Source organism: Pararhizobium sp. LjRoot235 (assembly GCF_964254145.1).
Lineage (GTDB): Bacteria > Pseudomonadota > Alphaproteobacteria > Rhizobiales > Rhizobiaceae > Pararhizobium.
Genome location: NZ_CAXUSP020000001.1, coordinates 3,621,355 through 3,640,861, shown reverse-complemented (window position 1 = coordinate 3,640,861; position 19,507 = coordinate 3,621,355). Strand labels below are relative to the sequence as shown.

General features: G+C 60.6%; 23 protein-coding genes, 1 tRNA gene and 1 pseudogene. 17 read left to right on the top strand and 8 right to left on the bottom strand.

Annotated elements, in window-relative coordinates:
• Positions 1-630: 630 nt before the first annotated feature.
• From ACSQ2Z_RS17905 to ACSQ2Z_RS17890, 4 genes and pseudogenes are all read right to left on the bottom strand, one after another.
• On the bottom strand, positions 631-1,497 hold the full coding sequence (locus tag ACSQ2Z_RS17905) for a hypothetical protein (protein ID WP_436082439.1): 867 nt from the start codon (positions 1,495-1,497) through the stop codon (positions 631-633).
• A gap of 2 nt (positions 1,498-1,499) precedes the next feature.
• Positions 1,500-2,564: a hypothetical protein gene (locus ACSQ2Z_RS17900; RefSeq protein ID WP_436082438.1), complete on the bottom strand. Its 1,065-nt coding sequence runs from the start codon at positions 2,562-2,564 to the stop codon at positions 1,500-1,502.
• Between the two features lie 52 nt (positions 2,565-2,616).
• Positions 2,617-2,907, bottom strand: a pseudogene (locus ACSQ2Z_RS17895) (site-specific integrase); the annotation flags it as partial.
• Between the two features lie 2 nt (positions 2,908-2,909).
• On the bottom strand, positions 2,910-3,515 hold the full coding sequence (locus ACSQ2Z_RS17890; RefSeq protein ID WP_436082437.1) for a hypothetical protein: 606 nt from the start codon (positions 3,513-3,515) through the stop codon (positions 2,910-2,912).
• Positions 3,516-3,706: 191 nt separating this feature from the next.
• Here ACSQ2Z_RS17890 and ACSQ2Z_RS17885 point away from each other — a divergent pair, with 191 nt between their 5' ends.
• The 10 genes from ACSQ2Z_RS17885 to ACSQ2Z_RS17840 all read left to right on the top strand — a co-directional run bounded on the left by ACSQ2Z_RS17885 (position 3,707) and on the right by ACSQ2Z_RS17840 (position 8,739).
• Positions 3,707-3,907, top strand: coding sequence for a hypothetical protein (locus ACSQ2Z_RS17885; protein ID WP_436082436.1), 201 nt, complete (start codon positions 3,707-3,709; stop codon positions 3,905-3,907).
• Between the two features lie 123 nt (positions 3,908-4,030).
• Positions 4,031-4,345 carry a hypothetical protein gene (locus tag ACSQ2Z_RS17880; RefSeq protein ID WP_436082435.1) on the top strand — a complete coding sequence of 105 codons (315 nt, stop codon included), beginning with the start codon at positions 4,031-4,033 and terminating at the stop codon, positions 4,343-4,345.
• A 14-nt stretch (positions 4,346-4,359) separates the two neighbouring features.
• Positions 4,360-5,097, top strand: a complete 738-nt coding sequence (locus ACSQ2Z_RS17875) for a helix-turn-helix domain-containing protein (RefSeq protein ID WP_436082434.1) — start codon at positions 4,360-4,362, stop codon at positions 5,095-5,097.
• Positions 5,094-5,609 (top strand): hypothetical protein, encoded by a 516-nt coding sequence (locus ACSQ2Z_RS17870; protein ID WP_436082433.1) that lies wholly within the window; start codon positions 5,094-5,096, stop codon positions 5,607-5,609. The genes ACSQ2Z_RS17875 and ACSQ2Z_RS17870 overlap by 4 nt, the downstream gene beginning before the upstream one ends.
• Positions 5,610-5,669: 60 nt before the next feature.
• Positions 5,670-5,978 carry a hypothetical protein gene (locus tag ACSQ2Z_RS17865; RefSeq protein WP_436082432.1) on the top strand — a complete coding sequence of 103 codons (309 nt, stop codon included), beginning with the start codon at positions 5,670-5,672 and terminating at the stop codon, positions 5,976-5,978.
• Positions 5,979-6,046: 68 nt separating this feature from the next.
• Complete coding sequence (locus tag ACSQ2Z_RS17860; protein ID WP_436082431.1) at positions 6,047-6,904, top strand: ParB N-terminal domain-containing protein; 858 nt, start codon at positions 6,047-6,049, stop codon at positions 6,902-6,904.
• Positions 6,894-7,256, top strand: a complete 363-nt coding sequence (locus ACSQ2Z_RS17855; RefSeq protein WP_436082430.1) for a hypothetical protein — start codon at positions 6,894-6,896, stop codon at positions 7,254-7,256. Before ACSQ2Z_RS17860 ends, ACSQ2Z_RS17855 begins: the two co-directional genes overlap by 11 nt.
• Positions 7,257-7,489: 233 nt before the next feature.
• Entirely contained in the window at positions 7,490-8,368 is an 879-nt protein-coding gene (locus ACSQ2Z_RS17850; RefSeq protein WP_436082429.1) for a phage major capsid protein, read from the top strand.
• A 12-nt stretch (positions 8,369-8,380) separates the two neighbouring features.
• Entirely contained in the window at positions 8,381-8,560 is a 180-nt protein-coding gene (locus tag ACSQ2Z_RS17845; RefSeq protein ID WP_436082428.1) for a hypothetical protein, read from the top strand.
• On the top strand, positions 8,557-8,739 hold the full coding sequence (locus ACSQ2Z_RS17840; protein WP_436082427.1) for a hypothetical protein: 183 nt from the start codon (positions 8,557-8,559) through the stop codon (positions 8,737-8,739). The genes ACSQ2Z_RS17845 and ACSQ2Z_RS17840 overlap by 4 nt, the downstream gene beginning before the upstream one ends.
• A 373-nt stretch (positions 8,740-9,112) precedes the next feature.
• Here ACSQ2Z_RS17840 and ACSQ2Z_RS17835 read toward each other — a convergent pair whose 3' ends face one another.
• On the bottom strand, positions 9,113-9,760 hold the full coding sequence (locus ACSQ2Z_RS17835) for a hypothetical protein (protein ID WP_436082426.1): 648 nt from the start codon (positions 9,758-9,760) through the stop codon (positions 9,113-9,115).
• The gene (locus ACSQ2Z_RS17830; RefSeq protein ID WP_436082425.1) at positions 9,735-10,067 is read right to left on the bottom strand and encodes a hypothetical protein; all 333 of its coding nucleotides are present in this window, start codon (positions 10,065-10,067) and stop codon (positions 9,735-9,737) included. The genes ACSQ2Z_RS17835 and ACSQ2Z_RS17830 overlap by 26 nt, the downstream gene beginning before the upstream one ends.
• A gap of 1 nt (position 10,068) precedes the next feature.
• Here ACSQ2Z_RS17830 and ACSQ2Z_RS17825 point away from each other — a divergent pair, with 1 nt between their 5' ends.
• Complete coding sequence (locus ACSQ2Z_RS17825; protein WP_436082424.1) at positions 10,069-10,374, top strand: cupredoxin domain-containing protein; 306 nt, start codon at positions 10,069-10,071, stop codon at positions 10,372-10,374.
• A gap of 1,143 nt (positions 10,375-11,517) precedes the next feature.
• Here the strand turns inward: ACSQ2Z_RS17825 and ACSQ2Z_RS17820 are convergent.
• Positions 11,518-12,045 carry a hypothetical protein gene (locus ACSQ2Z_RS17820; RefSeq protein ID WP_436082423.1) on the bottom strand — a complete coding sequence of 176 codons (528 nt, stop codon included), beginning with the start codon at positions 12,043-12,045 and terminating at the stop codon, positions 11,518-11,520.
• Positions 12,046-12,275: 230 nt separating this feature from the next.
• Positions 12,276-12,349, bottom strand: a tRNA-Gln gene (locus ACSQ2Z_RS17815).
• A gap of 267 nt (positions 12,350-12,616) precedes the next feature.
• On the opposite strand from ACSQ2Z_RS17815, the gene ACSQ2Z_RS17810 reads away from it, so the two are divergent.
• The 6 genes from ACSQ2Z_RS17810 to ACSQ2Z_RS17785 all read left to right on the top strand — a co-directional run bounded on the left by ACSQ2Z_RS17810 (position 12,617) and on the right by ACSQ2Z_RS17785 (position 19,498).
• Positions 12,617-14,212: a Ppx/GppA phosphatase family protein gene (locus ACSQ2Z_RS17810; RefSeq protein WP_436082422.1), complete on the top strand. Its 1,596-nt coding sequence runs from the start codon at positions 12,617-12,619 to the stop codon at positions 14,210-14,212.
• Positions 14,209-14,964: an RlmE family RNA methyltransferase gene (locus tag ACSQ2Z_RS17805; protein ID WP_436082421.1), complete on the top strand. Its 756-nt coding sequence runs from the start codon at positions 14,209-14,211 to the stop codon at positions 14,962-14,964. The genes ACSQ2Z_RS17810 and ACSQ2Z_RS17805 overlap by 4 nt, the downstream gene beginning before the upstream one ends.
• A gap of 4 nt (positions 14,965-14,968) precedes the next feature.
• On the top strand, positions 14,969-15,352 hold the full coding sequence (locus ACSQ2Z_RS17800; protein WP_436082420.1) for a VOC family protein: 384 nt from the start codon (positions 14,969-14,971) through the stop codon (positions 15,350-15,352).
• Between the two features lie 439 nt (positions 15,353-15,791).
• Positions 15,792-17,288, top strand: a complete 1,497-nt coding sequence (guaB, locus tag ACSQ2Z_RS17795; protein ID WP_436082419.1) for an IMP dehydrogenase — start codon at positions 15,792-15,794, stop codon at positions 17,286-17,288.
• Between the two features lie 342 nt (positions 17,289-17,630).
• Positions 17,631-18,761: a DUF3734 domain-containing protein gene (locus ACSQ2Z_RS17790; RefSeq protein WP_436082418.1), complete on the top strand. Its 1,131-nt coding sequence runs from the start codon at positions 17,631-17,633 to the stop codon at positions 18,759-18,761.
• Complete coding sequence (locus tag ACSQ2Z_RS17785; RefSeq protein WP_436082417.1) at positions 18,758-19,498, top strand: acetoacetate decarboxylase; 741 nt, start codon at positions 18,758-18,760, stop codon at positions 19,496-19,498. The genes ACSQ2Z_RS17790 and ACSQ2Z_RS17785 overlap by 4 nt, the downstream gene beginning before the upstream one ends.
• Positions 19,499-19,507 lie beyond the last annotated feature (9 nt).

The following is a 19,507-nucleotide window of genomic DNA, read 5'->3' as shown; positions in this document are numbered from 1 at the left end:
GGATGACAGTTCTTGGCGCGAAGCGGAAGATCGTGTTTTAGGGAACCGGGTCCCAGCTAATTCTTGTGCGATCGTAGATTGCAGTTCCCGCATGACAACAAAATGGGGCCACCTGCCAGAAAGAAGTGGAAGTAACTGCAAAATCGGGGGAATCCGAAAGACGTCGGTGATCCAGAAAATCGAGCGTTACAAGTCCAAATTGTGCCTGCCTGGGGACCTTGGATTCTCACATGATTTCAATGGCTTAGCGAAACAGCCTTTGAATTCCCTACATTTTCCCGCCGCGAGCGACCGTGGATGCCACCTTTGTGCCCTGGCTTTGGGCCACAGTCAACTGCACGGGCGAGCGGCAATAATTTCCGCTGTCCGACTTCGAACTAGCTGCCTGTCGGCCATAACGCGCCCGGCTACATCGCGTCCACCCGTCGGTCATACAGAGCGCCGTAGCGGTTGCCTGGATTCAGTGTCGTCTTAGGCTCGGCCACATCCACAGCGCGCTATGAAGCGGACGGCGCTACGCCGGGGCCAGATGACCGATAAGGGGCCGGGGAACAGAAGGGCGGCTTTCAGTCGCTAGATTCAAAGGGCGGGCGTTTCTGGATCGATCGGCACCGTGTCCGATCGCGGCATTCAGCCGTTTGAGAGGTCCCATGGATACTTGCCCTGCAGGTGCTCCTGCACGAGCGGAAGCTGGTCCTCAAACCTCACCGTCCAGTAGCCGTCGCCGTCGCGTGGATTTGTGATCTCGTAGCTCTTGCCGCCGATCGCGACCAGGCGGGTTCCGAAGACGTCCGACAGGTAGCGGCTGGCGCGACGCGCATACGCGGCGGCCTCTGCGCGGACATCGATCGGCGCCTCATCGAGGTCTTCGGCCTCGTGCTTAGCCTTGTCGAGGTCGCGGTAGAGTGACCCGAAGTCGTAAAGGAATGGGGTGGTGATGCGATCGGCAACCTCGACCTCGCCGCACGCGCTGCAGATATTGACCAGCAGTTGGTCGTTCGACCATTGGCTGTCGCCGTGCCGATTGTGGTTCTCCTCCATCAGCACGGCGGTCGGCAGGATACGGCCGCCTTGGCAGTGCTCGCAAAATGGGAAGTTGATGTCCACGAGGTCGAAGCGGCCCTGATCGAACACGGCGACCTTATAGAGTGCACCGTCCAACTGTAGGGGCTCGTAGGAGGCCAGTCGCTTGAAAGCGATATTGGTCGTGACGTCAATCAGGTGCATGGCGCCGTCCACGACGCCGACAAAGTCGGTCGCGTCGCCGATGTCGGCCGCGACAATTAGATTGAGGTCCTTGCAGTGCTGTTCGAAGAACGCGACCTCCGCCTTCAGCCCCGCATAACCCGCCGGACCGAGCGTGTTGCGGTAGCCGTCGAGCCAGGTCTTGGCGACCGCTGGGTCCTTCTGCATCTGGGCGAAGATGATCCGCCGCTTCTCAGTATAGACCTCGGCAGGGTTGCGGGCCTTGGCTGCCTTCCACATCTTTCCGGCCATAATCAGGACACCCTACCCTTGGAGGCGAAGTTCGCAGCGACGTAGTCGATCACCTCCGACGCCTGCGTGCCTCTGCGGAATTCCTTCTGCGCCTCAAAATCGAGGTCCGGGAGCATATGGATCAATTGATCATCCTTGAAGAGAGGCAGGAGGGCATCTGGGTCGAGGCCTTCCGTGCGCTGGCCGGTCATGATGTTGCCCGCCTCGAGCACGGCACCGATCATGATGTCCGCCAACTGGATAGCGGGGCTGGTCTTGGAGTTGACCTGGGTCACCTCCGTCAGTTTCAAGGGGAACTTGAAGCTTGCGATCGCCGTCTGCCGCAGCTCGACTTCATCAGTGTGATTGATGAAGGCCTGCAGTAGGTCATGGTAGGTGGCTAGATTTTTCGACTCGTCGTGCTCAACGCGATAGGGGCCGTCAGCCATAACTTCCATCCGGCTGATCAACGCCTGCATGACCACCATGGCGAGGTCAGTCGAGATACCCGGCGTGGCGATCGCTCTCAGGCAGTCCGGGCACGCATCTCTCGCCAGGGGCCCAATCGCTTCGGGAAACGCCCGCCAGTTGGTACGGCGCGCCGCGGCGACGAGGGCGTTGATACTCTCGGGAGTCTTCTCTTTCATCGCGCGCTGGAAGACCGCCAGCATGGCCTCGAACGGCTCAGCCCCCAGCATCGTCGGTCCCATGACGCTCAGCAGCGATCCCATCGCGTAGTTCTGGCCGTCAGCGTAGAAGTTGGCCCCGCGCTCATAGTACCAGGGCTCCACGGCGTAGTCGCAGAACATCAGGATCAGCATGTAGCGCTTGTCCAAGACGTGGGTGACGCACTTGTAGCTCTGCAGTAGATCTCGCAGCAGCGCCAGCAGATGGGGTCGGCTGCTAGGGCGCCGCGACAGGGCGCGGTATTTCAACTCCGGGGCTTGGCGGCGCGGAAAGTGTTCCTCGATCAGGCGGGCGGCGTCCTCGTCGCTGATCGCGATCGCTGCGGCACCTTGGAGACGCTGCTGAGGGTTGAGCAGGTCGAACCCGGTGTAACCGCTTTCATCGATCCGGAAACATTCCATGGTTACGCCCCGTCCCCCACTCATATATAGGGCCGCATCCTAGCCGACCCGGGTGATCGCCGCGGTGTTGGCGATACTGATCGAGCGTCGAGCGCTCTAGGCCTGCGTTGGTGCCGGTCTCAAGCCACTTCTTCCCGGCCTCCTTGACGGTCAGCGTGGCGCTGTCGGCAACGTGCACGCCCTCGCGGACCTCAACTTTCGCCTTTTGAGTGAAGGCGTCAGCCTCCTTTTTCTTGGTGAAGGTCTTCCGGTGCCGGACGCCTTTCGCGTCCGTATAATCGGCGAGCCATGCTTCCTTTTCAGCCCCGTTCGGACCTGTCCATTTCCGCTTGCGTACCGACATGATCAGTCCTCCTTCGCAGCGTTGCGGGCGCGCATAGCGGCAACCCGGCATCGGTCAGAACAATATTTTGCGTGAGATCGCCTGCCAGTGAGCGGGCCGGTCAGGAAAATACGGTCGCAGTGCTCACAGGTGGTCGCAACTGCTCCGGCCTCGTGGATAGCTATAAACTCCATCGCCATGAAATGGCTGAGTGAGGTCGCTTGCATAACAAGCCGCCCTCGGCCGCTCGCTTCGGAATATACGTAGGATGGCCGCAAGGAAACGTCGCGCACTAGCCTGTTGATGAAGTTTGCCCCGGTTTCACGGTGCGCGCGCTTGTCAATCGTAAATAGCGCTCGGGTTTTGATGTTCTCGGCCATTGTCCTGATAACGGACAAGACCGTCTTGTTACTCATTCGCATCACGGGGCCGAAGCGGCTGACGAATGCGATGTAATCTTCGTCGGCTTGGCAGTTCATCAGATGCAGGACGACCGGATTTTCCAGGTCGGCAAGTTCATAGGTCACAGGATCAGTCCGCTCGCTTCGGGCATGCAAGATATCGGGCTTCGCTGCATCTCGCTCAAATCCATCAACGCAACGTTTCCAGTGCAGTTTGATCGGTATCATGCGCGCCCTCGTTGTTACGGACTTTTTGGTAAGTTCGCTATATGGAGAAAATAACGGACCTTTACGCTTGGCGCAACCTGCTTTCGTACGTTACGATCTTCTGCATAAATCACGGACAAAAAAGGAAACAAATCTGACCGAGAGAGTTCGTGTTCCGGTTAGCGTGGTTCAGGACGGAAAGGATCACGCAGATGATGCAGGTAATGACCGAGACGGAATTGAAGGATGATCTAGTGTGGGGCGGACCCGCCATCGCCCTGCAAATTGGGCGCAGTGACCGTCAGACATACTACATGTTGGAGAAGGGCGAACTGCCTGCCCAGAAGGTCTGCGGGACTTGGGTCGCCTCGAAAACGAAGCTGCGCACGCGTCTAGCGGGCGAACAGTCCTAACGAGACCGCCGCGAAGGGCGCGGCGCCTCGATAGAGACTTGCGACATCGGGAAGTGCCCAGAATTTAGTCTCATCTAGGCCCACGCGCAAGATCGCGGCGGTTTCCCCGTGAGGAAGCCGCAAATGACCACTAAAGCAAACCACACAATCGTTCTTCCGAAGCGCGCGCCGGGCCGCAAGAGAGCCTCTCCCAAGCCGCAGGCTTTCGGCCTCGACCGACAGACCACCATTTCCCTGCCGGAATGGCGGCCGCCGCACGACGCCAACGGTATGACCGACCCCGAGGTCGCGCAATGGTGCCTTGATCATGGCGCTGGGAGGGTCTCACGAGACGATCGCGGTTTCCTATTCTTCGTGTCGAAACTGTCTGGACCGCTAACGCCCAAGCAGCGCCAACGACTTGCCGACCTCCACGACCGGCTGGCGATCCGGACCTAGGCGGAGGGCGCGACATGAAAGGTTTTGGCGCTTGGAAATTCGCTCTGCTCGACAAGCTGTCGGCTGATCGCCGCTTGTCGGCGACTGATTTCAGGGTGGGCTACCGCCTGCTCCATTACATGGACGCGGCTACAGGCGATTGTTTTCCTATGCAGGAAACAATCATTGCTGAAACGGGACTGAGCGAGCGCACGGTTCGTAACGCGATTACCAGCCTATGCGCCTGCGGCTGGTTATGGATCGAGCGAACCGGATCGAGAAAGCGCGGGCGACCGAAAAACCACTATCGCTTTGCGGGCCGTGACTACCGGCAGCCTGATGCAGCCAAAGCGGACGCGACTACCGGCATACCGGCACGAATGTACCGGCAGTCAGATGCCGGTACCTCTCTTATTGAACACTTTGGAAAAGGGAACACGGAAAAGGAGGAGGCGCGCAAGCACGCCACCACCGAGCGCGGCACCCGCATCCCTGAGAATTTCAGCCCAGATATCGCCGTGGCCCTGTCCGAAGGCATGTCCTCTCAGGAGGCGAGGCGAAGCGCCGCAAATTTCGTCGACTATTGGAAAGGCAGGCCCGGCGCCGCTGGTCGGAAGCTCGATTGGGCCGCAACCTGGAGAATTTGGGCGCGGAACGATGCCGCCAAAGCGGCGGGGCGGAAAGGGTCGGATCGCAGGGACATTGCCGCGCAGTTTAAGGAAGACGCACGCCAGACCCACGAGAGAGAACAGAACGGGAGGATTGACCGTTGACGAACCCACCGAAGATCGGGCCGGATGTATCTCGCGCGGCCAGTGAGGCTCAAAAACTTGCTGTCCTTGCCTGCCTGTTCGCGGCATATCCCAGCCGAGCGCCAAACGACTTTACGCTCGTCAGGCGCGCCTACCTGATGTCGCTTGAAGGCACCACCGAATGGGGCCTATTCGAGGCAGAAAGAGCTATTTATCAGGGCTCACTTGGCCATCCCTACATGCCAACGCCATCGGAATTGCGACGCGAAATCGACCGCCTGACGAAGCCGCACCTAGAGCGCCAGCGGCGGGCGCAGATGGAGCAAAGGCGATACGCATGGCCGGAAGAACTCGGCGCGCCCCATGATGACGCGGCTCGGGCGCGGATCGCCGAAGGATTTCGGAAGCTGCGGGCGAACTTTCCGGCCCCAGCAAGAACGCAACCACTGCCAAGGCCGCCACCAGACTATTCGCAGGAGCGGGTCGAAGTTTCCGACGCCTTACGGCAGACCCTGAGGGAAAAGCAATCCTGACGCTGAAACGTAGAAGAAACCGGGCGCAATCCCGCGCCCGGTCACGAAAGGAGTAAAGCAATGACTGACGACCTAGAGAAAGCCACCTACTTCATCGTCGGCTACATCGACGGCAATTTCGCCGCCATCGGGCTACGTGATCCATTCGGCGAGGGCACGACCGATGAGGACGAGATTGACGCGGATGAGGGCAAGCGGCTCGACGCGGCGATGCGCCTTCGCATCCGTGCACAGTTCCCGTCGCTCAGTGACGAGGACATCGAGACTGCCTTCAACAGAGCCTCGATGAACACCATCGCCTACATCCCGTCGCCTGCTAAGAAGGCCGAGATGCGGGCCAAATACCCCTCGTTGCCCTGGAGTAGCTGATTAATGCCGGAGCCGGGCGACGGGCTTCTCGCCGCCCGGCCTCATGCGGGAAAGGAGGATGAATTGCCATGATCACGACAATTCCAATTGAACAGATCGAAGTTGAACGTCGCCTGCGCGATATCAGCGAGGCACAGGTTGAAACGCTCACGGCGAGCATCGCCGTTGTCGGTCTCCTCAATCCGATTACCGTCTATGAAAGCAAGCTCATCCACAATGGCCGTCCGGTCGAAGGCTATGGGCTCGTCGCTGGTGCTCATCGGATTGAGGCGTGCAAGCGGCTGGGGATGCTGGAGATACCGGCCTATGTCGTTGCGCTTTCCGACCTGGAGCGGCAGATTGCCGAATGTGATGAAAACCTGTGCGGACCCGCGCTGACGCAATCCGAAAAGGCTTTGTTCACCCGTCGTCGCAAGGACGCCTATGAAGCGCTGCACCCGGAAGCCAAGGCGCAAGTCAGACAAGGGCACCTCCGGCAAGGCGCAGCCGACGACAAGTTGGCGGCGGCTTTCACCACCGACACCGCCGCGAAGACCGGGGAGAGCGAGCGCTCCATTCAGCGCAGTGCCGAACGCGGGGCAAAGATCATCGACCAGGCACTTGCCGCCGTCCGCGGCACGAAGCTCGATACCGGCGCTTATCTCGACAGTCTGAGGCATGTTCCCAAAGCGGAGCAACTTTCCAAGGTCAAGAGCGACCTAGCGGCGCAGAAGCCGCTCAAGGCGCGCCCTCCTGCATCGCCGCCGCTTCAACTCTCCAGTGGTCCCATCAACCCCATCAACCGCTGTGTAATGCGTCACCGTGAATTCGTTTTTGAACTCGCACGCGCGGTACCGGCCGAAAGCTGGCCGGATTTGGTCGCGGAATTGCGGCGTGACCTCGCTGATATCGAGGGGGTCCTCGAACGGCGACGCCATGACGGATAACACGCTCAGCCAGATCGAGCAGTTGCGCGCGGAGCAAAGGCGCACAGCCGAGCGGGTTGACCGCATCGAGCAGAAGCTCCGGCTGATGGCCGAGCGCGCAGGGGCGCAGAGCATCGACGAGGCCGATACTGTTTCGATGTTGCGGATGGCATGCGCCGAGCGCGGAATGATCCTTACGGCTGATGGCCGCGTCGGCGAAAACGACGCCGCCGCGCTTCTCGGCAAAGCGCCGACGACCCTCCGCAATTGGCGCTCGGGCGCGCGCCCGTTGCGGTTTAGCCACCTTGGCGGACGGGTGTTCTACAAGATTACCGATCTGGCGGCGTTTTTGGACCGCGAAAGTGACGACTGACCGCCCGAAACCGCCCGAAACCGACTTTCCAGCAGGCGCTGCTCGGGCCGATACTTCCGGCGTCACCAAATGTTCAGCAAGGGACGCCGCCTATGTCGTCAATTTCGCTCCAACCGAAGGGTTCGGCTTTCATCCGCTTTGCGATGGCGCTCGCCATCACGAAAGGCGACTTGTCCGACGCAGCCGAGGTTGCTTCTGCGCGTTGGGGTCCGATGTCGCCCGCAGCGCGCGTCGTGAAAGATGCCATCGGCGCTGGCCAGCTGGGTGGCGGTTCCGGCACTTGGGGCAGTGAACTTGCAGGTGATCTCGCGACAGCCTCGATGGAGTTCTTCAATCTCGTGGCCGAGCGCAGCATTATCGGACGCATGGCCGGGCTGCGGCGAATGCCGCTGCTGACTCGCGCGATCTCGGTCATCGGCGGCAGCACCGCGCACTGGGTCGGGGAAGGCAAGCCAAAGCCGGTTAGCGCCATGATATTCGGCGACTCGCTGCTGCCGTCGCGCAAGGTGATCGCGCTCTCGATCGTCACGCGCGAACTGCTCGAAAGCTCTGATCCAGCAGCGGAATCCGTAATCAGGACCGATCTCGTCCGCGCCATGACCGATGCACTCGACGGTGCGTTTATTGATCCGGCGAACGCTGGCGTCGCCGATGTGATGCCAGCTTCGGTGGTTAACGGTCTGACGCCGTCCGCCGATCTTCCGGGGTTGGTGGCCGACTTCGGCGGAGACCTTGGTAGCGCCGTGTTTGTGATGAACCCGGCGACGGCGGCTGGCTTGTCGAGCGCCGACCGTCCGAACATCGGAGCCCGAGGCGGCGAGATGCTGGGCGTGCCGACCATCTGTTCGAGGAACGTGCCCGAAGGCGTCATCGTGCTGGTCGATCCGAGCGGGGTTGCGTTGGGCGAAGGCACTGCCGCCGTCAGCATCTCGACTTCGGCTTCGGTCGAAATGCTGGATAGTTCGCTCCAGCAGGACGCCACGGACGGCACCGGCACCACGATGGTCAATTCTTGGCAAGCCAACGCGGTCGGAATCCTCGCTGAGCGGGCCATAAACTGGCAGGTCGCTCGACCGGGTAGCGTCGGCTTCATCGCCGCCAGCAGCGGCTAATAGGAGACACAAATGGCTTTCAATGGTGAAAAATTTGGCAAGGAAGTCGTTGAAATCGTTAAGGATTACCTCCGCCGTCAGATTGAGCCGCTGGAGGAGCGCATCACCTTTCTGGAGGCGCAGGCAGGCATCGCCAAGGCGAGCAAGACTGTCGTCCGCATCGTGGCACCCACACGGCAGGCACGACCATGACCACGACCACGACCATCTCCTTCAGCCGCGCGGAGATCAAAGCTACCTGCGAGAATGTCGTTGCCGCATTTTACGGCAGCTTCGGACGCGCCCCGACCCTGCGAGAGCGTGAGCTAATTATCGACGCCCTTTTCAGGTTTTTCATCGAACCCCATGCGCCTTCGAACAGGTTGCACTGAACTCTTATCTGGTGCTGGGTCCGAATCCCTAAGCTGAAAGCATCAGTTTTAGTTTCTAAAACTGGGGGGGGAGGGTTCAAGCCAAGAGTGACGCCGCCGTAAGACCCGCGCCGATCTCACGCCCGGATTTTTTTTCTGGCGTCAGAAAAATCATTTGAGAGGTTTTTCCCTACCGTCCATGGAAACGCCAAAAAGCATAGGTGGACGACCCGCGCACCACGCTAATCCAACCCGCCGCCGTCTTGTCGAACTACTTGCTGCCAACGGCATTTCGCAGGCGGAAATCTCCCGCGTGCTTCAGATCGACCCGAAAACTTTGAGGCTACGCTATCGGCGCGAACTCGACAAAGGTGCCGCTCGGCTTGAAGCCGCGCTAGCTTGGCGGCTCTATCAGATTGCCGGAGGCGATGATGATGTGGCACTGCGGGCGGTCGAATTCGTGCTTCGGTGCAAATTCGGCTGGAGCAAATACGCGCCGAGACCAAGGGAAGCCGCGTAAGGGGCATGAGCGCGGGAAACTGTCCCAAGATCGGTATACAGAAATCAAAGCACTTTGCTCTTGGACCTTCGCTTTCGTGCGAATCTCCGAATAGGCCGCCTCGACGGACTTTGTGCCAGCCATGACTTCCATGGCGAGTTGACGGTTTTCGCGGTTGACAGTGCGGGCCTGTGACAGCGTCGTAGCGCTCAAATCTTTGGCCGCCAAAGGACTGCCTCCGCGCTTATACTTCACCGGCTCTGGATGGGCGAACGCCACTGCCATCGCCCGCTGGCTGGGTGTGAGATGACGGCGGTTTGAATTCTCACTGGTGATCAGGGCCTCCTGATAGACGACGTCGAGCGGCTTCAACCCGGCGAGCACGGCATCGGCCAGCGGCTTTGAATGATCGAGGACGGTGCGGGCTTGGGAGAGAAGGGCTTCGCTGAATGCTTTAGTTTCTAAAGCGTTTCTGACTGCCTTTATTTGTTTCCTGTCGCGCCCGCCCTTTTCCGGCTCAGGATAAAGCATCGCCCGAGCCATCGCGCTCGTCGCCCTGCTTGATCGCCTCGATATCGCCCGGCGCATATTTGACGATTGCCCGCGCGTCCGCGATGCGTTGCGTAGGAATTTCCCCATTTGTGGGGAAACTCTGGCCCACAGCTTTCGGCCCCGGCTTTTCCTTCTCAGGATACAGCAACGCATAGGCGAGCGCCTTTTGCCCGGTGGTCAAATCCCGGCGGGCGCTGTTCTTGTCGAAGATCAGCTGCGCCCCGACGAGCAGCGGCAGGTCGGGAATAAATCGTCCGTCAGAAGCGTCTGTGGGTAGTAAACCAGAGGAGGAACTCACAATGCGCGTTGCCGCTCTGACACTTGCCATGCTTGCCCTTGCGTTGCCCGCCTATGCCGCCGGTCACGCCGTCCAAATCAAGGGCATGAAATTCAATCCGGCCAGGCTGAATGTTGCCGTCGGCGACACGATCACCTTCACCAACGGCGATTCCAGACGCCATACCGCCACGGCGCTGGACGGCTCCTTCGACACCGGGCGGCTTGCCACGGGCAAGAATGCCACCGTGAGGATCGCCACCGCTGGTAAGCATGATTTCAAATGCATGATTCACCCCTCGATGAAAGGCAGTGTCTCTGCGAAATAGTGCGCGAGCGGCTGAACGGCGTCGATGTGGCCTCGCTGATCCTGGCCGAGAACGGAGGAAACCTGTCCGCCGAACATCGCTTTGCTCTTGCGCCTTGGCCTTCGACCGAATCTCCGAATAGGCCGCCTCGACCGACATTGCCCGCCATGACCACGATAGCGAGTTGGCGGTTTTCGCGGCGGACAGCGCGGGCGCGGGATGCGCCGGGCGTTCGTCCCCAGGGGGTGAGCTTCGCGTCCTCATCGTCAATCGAAAGAACCGTTTTACCCTCCGGCCACCCCCGAAGTGACTAATTGCCAAACGGCGGCGGTAGGAGGACGATTCGTTTCGGTTCCGATGCCGTTGGAAGGAGAACCTCAAGTGAGACAACACCTTGCCACGGCAGTCGCGGCGATGCTCATCATGCTGACTTCGTCCACACATTCCGACGCGGAAACGCGCAGGCAACCCGACACAACGACTTCATCGCCGCAAAAGCAGTTTTGCGACGAAGTTCTCAATATGTGTGTGAGCGATTGCTACGAGGCCCTTGGCACAAAACAGCAGGTAACGAGGACCTGCACGAAGAACTGCACCAACCAATACCATAGGTGCAAGAGGACAGGCAAAATCTAGAACGGGCCCTTCGCCCACGATAGGCAGCTCAGTTATGCGCGCAAGCGCATGATCTTTTTGTCGCCGGACTATCAGGTGGGGCCACTCGTATTCACGTAGGATCGGCGATGGAGGTCACCATGCAGTTTCATAAATACTCGGTCCCTGTGGCATTGTGCGTTGGAGGGCTTCTCTGGGGCGGGGTCGCTTTGGCTCTTGATAGTGGTCCGCCGCATACCCTCACCCGGGCTAATTACTGCAAGGAGAAGCTGGCACAATGCAACGCGACAACCAAAGGTTGGTGCACGGGGGCGGCGGAGGGAAAAAAAATTAGTTGCGCTTTATCAGTTATGGGTGAGTGTTCTGGAAAGTACGGAAGTGGTTCGACCTGTATGTCGAGGACGATTAAGCAGTGACATAAGACTATCGTTCTGCCGCAGGCGGGTGCTTTTGTCGGCGTTCTACGCGGCCATTTTCACGGCGGGTATCTTTCCCTGGGCTATACCCACAAATCGCGCTGACGGTGCCCTCAGGCGGCAAAGCGGGCCATCAGCGCCGGGTCGCTAGGTTCCACATTTCACAGAGCATATCGAGGGAGGAGCGGAGATCATTAGCGGCGTTGAGTTTCGCCCGTTTGCTGGAACCAGGGCGGACGACTTCCCCCAAGGAATACCCTTCGCCACAGATCCGCGATACCAGCCAGTAACCCTGCTCGCCAAGCAGAGGGCGGACGCGCCGAAGCTGGTCGGCAGCGTGCATCTGCCGCTCTCCTATGGGATCAGCGCGCCTGCCGCCGTCTACGGGTTCCCGTCCGTAATCGATTGCCCGCGTGCCCCGACATACCGCTTCCCACAGCGCCCGGAATTTGGTGGCGGCGGCGAGCTGAGCGTCGTCTAGGCGACCGCGCGAATACAGCATCGTGATTGCGCTTTCCTTGATGTTGATGATAGCCGGTATCACACGCGGGTTTGTGGCGTTACCGGCATGGGCGCGGCTGTAATAGGGATTTTCCACGGAGACGGCGCGCAAGGTGCGGTGCGGATCAGCGATGGGTTTTCGTTTCGACGGCGCGGGCATGGCGCAAAGGATGCCAGATCGGTGGGGGAACGTCCACCATGGCCCCTTCTAGTGCATTTTCATGTCTTTACGGCGGGCTCTATGTGCCATTCATGTGCCACGGAGCTGCCGGCACCATGTGGGAGCCGTTGTAATTATTGGGAAATTCGTGGTATGTTGCGCGATCGAAAATCCGCTACCACAAGGACGCAGGCCGGCTTATAAGTGATTGTTTTTCTTTAGGAAAAGTTTGGCTGGGGAACCTGGATTCGAACCAGGACTAACGGAGTCAGAGTCCGTGGGTCTACCGTTAACCTATTCCCCAACGCTGCGTGGGCGATCGTGCCGTCCAGCCGGTGAGGCGGGCTTATAAACAAAAGATCGGCGGATGCAAATAGATTTTGGGAAAAAATGTAGTTCGCCCCTGCAATTCGCAGCGGTGCGATCCATGCGATGACGCGGGAATTTAGGCATTGGGGCGTGGCGCAAAAAGAATTTGGCGAAAGCGGACGGCGCTGGTAAAGTCTACCCAACGAAAATCAAGAGAGCGCCTTGAGCGGCTATCGTTCCGCGCGGCGCAATGGACAGACACGTGAGAGACCCCGACAGCGGCGAACAGCCGTCCGTTTCCGGGGCGTCGGCAGCAGGCCGCAACGAGGGGCACACACCGTCCCGTTCCGGCAAAGGAAAGCGCAGACGGGGAAAACCGTCGCGCATGGCCTCTGCGAATGCCAGTTCCTCCGGCCATTCCGGAGAAACAGGGCGTCCCGAAGTGAAAGATGCGTCCGGGGAACCGGTGCGCAAACGCAAGCGCAGGCGCCGCTCCAAATCCGGGCAGGTTCAGCAGGCGGCTGCCGCAAATCGCATCACCGATGTTTCCGCGGCGAAGCAGCCCGCGGGTTCCGTCGTCGAATACCACCCAAGCCGGAAGCATAGCAAGAAGGACCGGCAGCGCCGCGTTCTGCAGGGACGTCCCCTTGCATCTGCCGACAAGGCGCGGCCCGTTGCCGACGTCGCATCCAGACCGCAGCCACAGGGTCCCGCCTCCGCCGCGCGGCCGGTGGAGCGTCCGGCCTTTTCCCAGAAAGGGCAAGACGATCGCTTTGGCGGCGGCCAGGCCTCGCCCCACGGCTTTGATTCGGCATCGCAACTCTATGCAGCGCTCGACCTCGGCACCAACAATTGCCGCCTGTTGATTGCGCAGCCGACGCGGCCGGGCCAGTTCCGCGTCGTCGACGCCTTTTCGCGCATCGTGCGGCTTGGCGAAGGGCTCGGTGCCTCCGGCCGCCTGTCTGAGGATGCCATGGACCGTTCGATCGAGGCGTTGAAGGTCTGCGCCGCGAAGCTGAAAAACCGCGAGATTCGCAAAACCCGGCTCATCGCCACCGAGGCGACCCGCGCTGCCGAAAACGGCGAGGCCTTTCTTGAACGGGTGTTGGCCGAAACCGGACTGGAACTTGAGATCATCACGCGCGAGACGGAGGCGCGGCTTGCGGTGTCCGGCTGCTCGTCTCTGGTCGGGCGCGAGACGAAATCAGTGGTGCTGTTCGATATCGGCGGCGGCTCGTCAGAGATCGCCGTCATCAAGATCGGCGAGAACCGCTCCAGCCGCCTTGCCAACCACATCACCCACTGGACGTCGCTGCCGGTCGGCGTCGTGACTTTGTCGGAACGTCATGGCGGCCAGCATGTCACACCGGAAAGTTTCGAGGCGATGGTCGTCGAAGTTCAGGGCATGCTCGCCAAATTCGACTGCCCGGAAATCCACGCGCTCGACAATCCCGGCGACGAGAACGGCTTCCACCTGATCGGCACGTCCGGCACGGTGACGACACTCGCCGGCGTCCATCTCGATCTGCCGCGTTATGACCGGCGCAAGGTGGATGGGCTGTGGCTGTCGGATGACGAGGTTTCGGCCATGCAGGCACGCCTTCTGTCATGGGATTTCTCGGCGCGAGCCGCCAATCCCTGCATCGGCCCGGACCGCGCCGATCTGGTGCTTGCCGGCTGTGCCATTCTCGAAGCCATTCGCCGCCGCTGGCCGTCGGAGCGCATGCGCGTTGCCGACCGCGGCTTACGCGAAGGCTTGCTCACCGACATGATGGCCGATGACGGCGTCTGGCGCCGCGGCCGCGCGCGCCGGCATACGCGCGGGCCGCACGGTTCCCACGAAGGAAATACGCAATGACCAAACCCCCGATCGGCGGAAACCGCACCGGGCGCAAGCTTGGCCAGAAGGTCAAGAAGGGCAAGCTGAAGGCGTCGTCGCGGCGCTGGATCGAGCGACATATCAACGATCCCTATGTGCAGCGGGCGCAGCTCGAGGGCTATCGCGCCCGCGCGGCGTTCAAGTTGCTCGAGATCGACGAGAAGCACAAGATTCTTTCAGGCGCGCGGCGCATCATCGATCTGGGGGCGGCTCCCGGAAGCTGGTCGCAGATTGCCGCCAACGTGACGCGCTCGACCGACGCGGAGCCGAAAGTCGTCGCCATCGATTTCCTCGAGATGGATCCGTTGCCGGGCGTCCACATCTTGCAGCTCGATTTTCTCGATCCGGCGGCGCCGGACAAGATCATGGAGGCCCTGGGCGGCACGCCGGACCTCGTTCTTTCCGACATGGCTGCGCCGACGACGGGCCACCGCCAGACCGACCATATCCGCACCATGCATCTCTGCGAGGTCGCGGCCCATTTCGCCGTCGACGTCCTGGCGCCGGGCGGGCATTTTCTCGCAAAGACCTTCCAGGGCGGAACCGAGCGCGAACTTCTCAATCTCCTGAAGCAGAATTTCAAGCAGGTTATCCATGTGAAACCTGCCTCGTCGCGGGCCGAATCGGTCGAAATGTTCCTGCTCGCCAAGGGGTTCAAGGGACGCCGAGCGGGTGTTGCAGCGACCCGGGAAGACATACCGGACAATCTCGACGAAGCGCCGGCGGAGTGATCGCATGCTGCTCTACGTGACCATCGGCACCAATGACCTGGAGCGGGCGCGAATTTTCTATGACGCGGCGCTTGCCCCGCTCGGCCTGAAGCGCCGCAAGCAGGACGATGTCGAGATCGGCTATGGGGCCGGACATGATACGCGCTGCCGGCTGTGGGTCGTCACGCCCTACGACCAGAATGCCGCGACTATCGGCAACGGTTCGATGGTGGCGCTTGACGCCGAGAGCCGGGCGGACGTCGATGCGTTCTATGAGGCGGCACTCGCCCATGGCGGCACCGATGAGGGCGCACCGGGCCTCAGACCTTTCCACGCAAATTTCTATGCGGCCTATGTCCGCGATCCCGACGGCAACAAGCTCTCCGCAGTCTGCGAGCGTCCGGAATAGTTCACGCCCAAGCTATTTGACGGCGATCGTTTCCGTTTCCGGCTCCGGCGCATCCGGTGACGGGAAACGAGGCGCCCGCTGCCTTCGACGTGCCGATCAGCGGGATGACCGCCGACAGCGTGCTGGCCGAAATCAGCAAATGAAGATCGCCGGCGATACCATGTAGGAGGTCAGCGCCAGCTTCAACGTGATCGGACGTAGCCGTCGAGCCCTTTGTCGGTTATTACATGCCGTTCCCCGCGGTCGGCTTCATCGAAAAGCTCGATCAGGGTTATCGATTCTTGGCAGACCCGGCGTTTTCGCCGGGTCTTTGCACTTTCCATCCCGTCATATCCGTGTTACGAGCCCTCGCCAACTTCCAAGAAACTCTTGCAAGTCTTTCGCCGGACCGTTTCCCAAGACCGTCCGCGAAGCGTTTCATCTATCGAAGGGATTGGCCATGGCTCGCATCATTGAAACGGCAACCGGTCTGGAGGCTCTGACCTTCGACGACGTGCTCCTTCAACCGGGACATTCCGAGGTCATGCCGGGGCAGACCAACATCGCCACCCGCATCGCCCAGGATATCGAACTCAACCTTCCGATCCTCTCCTCCGCCATGGATACCGTCACCGAAGGGCGCCTCGCAATTGCCATGGCGCAGGCCGGCGGCATCGGCGTCATCCACCGCAATCTGACGCCGGTCGAGCAGGCCGAGCAGGTTCGCCAGGTCAAGAAGTTCGAAAGCGGCATGGTCGTCAATCCCGTGACGATCGGCCCGGACGCCACCCTCGCCGACGCGCTCTCGCTGATGAAGATGTACTCGATCTCCGGCATTCCGGTCGTTGAAAACGCAAGCGGCGGCAAGCCTGGTCGGCTCGTGGGCATCGTCACCAATCGCGACGTTCGTTTCGCATCGGACCCGACGCAGAAGATCTATGAACTGATGACCCGGGAAGACCTGATTACGGTCAAGGAGAACGTCGACCAGCAGGAAGCCAAGCGTCTGCTTCATACGCACCGCATCGAAAAGCTGCTGGTGGTGGATGGCGACGGACGCTGCGTCGGCCTGATCACGGTCAAGGACATCGAGAAGTCGCAGCTCAATCCGAATGCTTCCAAGGACGCGCAGGGCCGCCTGCGTGCCGCAGCCGCCATCAGCGTCGGCGATGATGGCGTCGAACGGGCCGAGCGGCTGATCGAGGCCGGCGTCGATCTGATCGTCGTCGATACCGCGCATGGCCATTCGCAGCGAGTTCTCGATGCGGTGACCAAGGTCAAGACGATGTCGAACTCGGTGCGCATCATGGCTGGAAACGTCGCCACCGCCGATGGCACCAAGGCACTTATCGATGCCGGCGCGGATGCGGTCAAGGTCGGTATCGGCCCGGGTTCGATCTGCACCACCCGCATCGTTGCCGGTGTCGGCGTGCCGCAGCTCGCGGCAATCATGGCAGCGGTCGAAGCCGCCCAGGCGTCCGATATTCCGGTCATTGCCGATGGCGGCATCAAGTTCTCCGGCGACCTGGCGAAAGCCATCGCCGCCGGCGCCTCCGCCTGCATGATCGGCTCGCTGCTGGCAGGCACCGACGAAAGCCCGGGCGAAGTGTTCCTCTATCAGGGACGCTCCTTCAAGGCCTATCGCGGCATGGGGTCTGTCGGCGCCATGGCGCGCGGCTCGGCAGATCGCTATTTCCAGGCGGAAGTGCGCGATACGCTGAAGCTGGTACCGGAAGGCATCGAAGGCCAGGTGCCCTACAAGGGCCCGGTCTCCGGCGTGCTGCACCAGCTGGCCGGCGGTCTCAAGGCGTCGATGGGCTATGTCGGCGGCAAGACGATCAGGGACTTCCAGGAACGCGCCACCTTCGTGCGCATCTCCGGCGCGGGCCTGCGCGAAAGCCATACCCATGATGTGACGATCACGCGCGAAAGCCCGAACTATCCCGGCGGCGCTTGAAAATAGCGCGTCATGTCTCAAGTTGACGAAGCGGCGGAGATGTCTTCGCCGCTTTTCTTTTATTGGCTGGGTTTCCAGCGATCGTAACCATCATATCGCCGGTGTCTGAGGTGGTTGTCCTGTCACATTCTGTTGCATTGCATGCTCTCGGAAGCTGCACTATCATCCGGTTCCGGCGGCAGGAACGGCACGCCGTCCGTATGTCCAAGTCCTTGAATTGAATTGAACATCGTCCCTCTCAACGCTTTTCCGCATTACCAAAACGTAATCTGCCTGCATGGAACCTGATAGCCGTCTGGCCGTTATCGCTTCGCACTTGCAGCATCTGAAGGGAAGCATCCGGTGAGCACCATACCGACAGAGAAAACCGTGCTGGTATTTCAGGGCGGCGGTGCTCTCGGCGCCTATCAGGCTGGCGCCTATGAAGCCCTGCACGAAGCGGGAATCCGGCCCGATTGGCTTGCCGGCATCTCGATCGGCTCAATCAATTCGGCGATCATTGCCGGCAGCCCGGTAAATCGCCGCATCGACAATCTGCGCACCTTCTGGCACCGGGTCTCCTCCGGCCTGTCCGGTCATTTCCTCGGAAACGGCGACATGATGCGGAAGTGGTTCAACGAATCCTCCGCCCTTCTCGGCTCACTGACAGGCGTCCCTGGCTTCTTCAAGCCGCGCGTCTTCAAGCCGTGGAACATTCCAGGCGATCCGATGGCGGTCATCAGTCTCTATGATACCGGGCCGCTGCAGGAAACGCTTGCCGATCTCGTCGATTTCGACCTGATCAATTCCGGCGCCGTCCGCCTCAGCCTCGGCGCTGTCGACGTGGTGAGCGGAAACTTCAACTATTTCGACAACAACCACTGCACCTTTTCGGCCAAGCACGTGGCCGCCTCGGGTGCATTGCCGCCGGGCTTCGCACCGGTCGAGATCGACGGCCGTTACTATTGGGACGGCGGCATCGTTTCCAATACGCCGCTCCAGCGGATTCTCTCGGGGCCTGAACTGGAAAGTGATCTCTGCATCTTCCAAGTCGACCTGTTCAGCGCGACGGGTCAGTTGCCGAAGGATCTTTTCGACGTCCAGGCACGGGAAAAGGAAATCCGTTTTTCCAGCCGCACGCGCTTGAACACCGATCAATTCCGCAAGTTGCAGGGCATCCGCATGGCCGCCAAGCGGCTAATGGAAAAGCTTCCGGAAGAGTTGAAGGACGATCCCGACGCGCGGCTCCTGGAAAAGATCGGAAATGATTGCGCCGTGACCATGGTGCACCTGATCTATCGCCACGCTGCCTATGAGGGCCAGTCCAAGGACTACGAGTTTTCAAGGCTCTCCGTCGAGGAACACTGGAAGGCCGGGCACGACGATGTGGTCGAGACACTGAACCACCCGGACTGGCAGGGCCGAACCCGGCCCAAGAATGGAATCCGTGTATTCGACCTTGCCGAACAACGGCTGCGCAGGAGTAAACCATGAAGATCGAAGATGTGGTCCGCAATGCCTTCGCTATGCCGCTGACCAGCCCGTCCTATCCGCCGGGGCCTTACCGCTTCGTCAATCGCGAGTACATGATCATTACCTACCGCACCGATCCGGAGGCTTTGCGCCGCGTGGTGCCGGAGCCGCTACAATTCGATGAACCGCTGGTGAAATACGAGTTCATCCGCATGCCGGATTCGACGGGCTTTGGCGATTACACGGAATCCGGCCAGGTCATTCCCGTCAGTTTCAACGGCATGCATGGCGGTTATGTCCACTCCATGTACCTCAATGACGACGCGCCGATCGCCGGCGGCCGTGAGATCTGGGGCTTTCCGAAGAAGCTCGCGGAACCCTCGCTGGCATCGGTGAAGGATGCACTGGTCGGCACGCTCGACTATGGCGGCCAACGGGTTGCGACGGCGACGATGGGTTTCAAGCACCGCACGCTCGACAAGGCGAAGGTTCTGGAGACGCTGAAGCAGCCGAACTTCATGCTGAAAATCATGCCGCATGTCGATTGCACGCCGCGCATCTGCGAACTGGTTCGATACTATCTCGAGGATCTGACCGTGAAGGGCGCCTGGGAGGGGCCGGGCGCGCTGGCACTGTTTCCGCATGCACTGGCGCCGGTTGCCGACCTGCCGGTGCTCGAAGTCAAGTCCGCCGTCCATATCCTCTCCGACCTGACGCTTGGTCTCGGCGAAGTGGTCCATGATTATCTTGCAAAATAGGGAGTCCCA

Excerpts from the sequence above, each read along its gene's own strand:
- ACSQ2Z_RS17865 (WP_436082432.1), top strand. The coding sequence starts at position 5,670 with ATGACTGACGACCTAGAGAAAGCCACCTACTTCATCGTCGGCTACATC.
- ACSQ2Z_RS17800 (WP_436082420.1), top strand. The coding sequence starts at position 14,969 with ATGCTGCTCTACGTGACCATCGGCACCAATGACCTGGAGCGGGCGCGA.
- ACSQ2Z_RS17860 (WP_436082431.1), top strand. The coding sequence starts at position 6,047 with ATGATCACGACAATTCCAATTGAACAGATCGAAGTTGAACGTCGCCTG.
- ACSQ2Z_RS17805 (WP_436082421.1), top strand. The coding sequence starts at position 14,209 with ATGACCAAACCCCCGATCGGCGGAAACCGCACCGGGCGCAAGCTTGGC.
- ACSQ2Z_RS17885 (WP_436082436.1), top strand. The coding sequence starts at position 3,707 with ATGATGCAGGTAATGACCGAGACGGAATTGAAGGATGATCTAGTGTGG.
- ACSQ2Z_RS17840 (WP_436082427.1), top strand. The coding sequence starts at position 8,557 with ATGACCACGACCACGACCATCTCCTTCAGCCGCGCGGAGATCAAAGCT.
- ACSQ2Z_RS17825 (WP_436082424.1), top strand. The coding sequence starts at position 10,069 with ATGCGCGTTGCCGCTCTGACACTTGCCATGCTTGCCCTTGCGTTGCCC.
- ACSQ2Z_RS17855 (WP_436082430.1), top strand. The coding sequence starts at position 6,894 with ATGACGGATAACACGCTCAGCCAGATCGAGCAGTTGCGCGCGGAGCAA.
- ACSQ2Z_RS17785 (WP_436082417.1), top strand. The coding sequence starts at position 18,758 with ATGAAGATCGAAGATGTGGTCCGCAATGCCTTCGCTATGCCGCTGACC.
- ACSQ2Z_RS17875 (WP_436082434.1), top strand. The coding sequence starts at position 4,360 with ATGAAAGGTTTTGGCGCTTGGAAATTCGCTCTGCTCGACAAGCTGTCG.
- ACSQ2Z_RS17880 (WP_436082435.1), top strand. The coding sequence starts at position 4,031 with ATGACCACTAAAGCAAACCACACAATCGTTCTTCCGAAGCGCGCGCCG.
- ACSQ2Z_RS17890 (WP_436082437.1), bottom strand. The coding sequence starts at position 3,515 with ATGATACCGATCAAACTGCACTGGAAACGTTGCGTTGATGGATTTGAG.
- guaB (WP_436082419.1), top strand. The coding sequence starts at position 15,792 with ATGGCTCGCATCATTGAAACGGCAACCGGTCTGGAGGCTCTGACCTTC.
- ACSQ2Z_RS17835 (WP_436082426.1), bottom strand. The coding sequence starts at position 9,760 with ATGGCTCGGGCGATGCTTTATCCTGAGCCGGAAAAGGGCGGGCGCGAC.
- ACSQ2Z_RS17845 (WP_436082428.1), top strand. The coding sequence starts at position 8,381 with ATGGCTTTCAATGGTGAAAAATTTGGCAAGGAAGTCGTTGAAATCGTT.
- ACSQ2Z_RS17900 (WP_436082438.1), bottom strand. The coding sequence starts at position 2,564 with ATGGAATGTTTCCGGATCGATGAAAGCGGTTACACCGGGTTCGACCTG.
- ACSQ2Z_RS17820 (WP_436082423.1), bottom strand. The coding sequence starts at position 12,045 with ATGCCCGCGCCGTCGAAACGAAAACCCATCGCTGATCCGCACCGCACC.
- ACSQ2Z_RS17905 (WP_436082439.1), bottom strand. The coding sequence starts at position 1,497 with ATGGCCGGAAAGATGTGGAAGGCAGCCAAGGCCCGCAACCCTGCCGAG.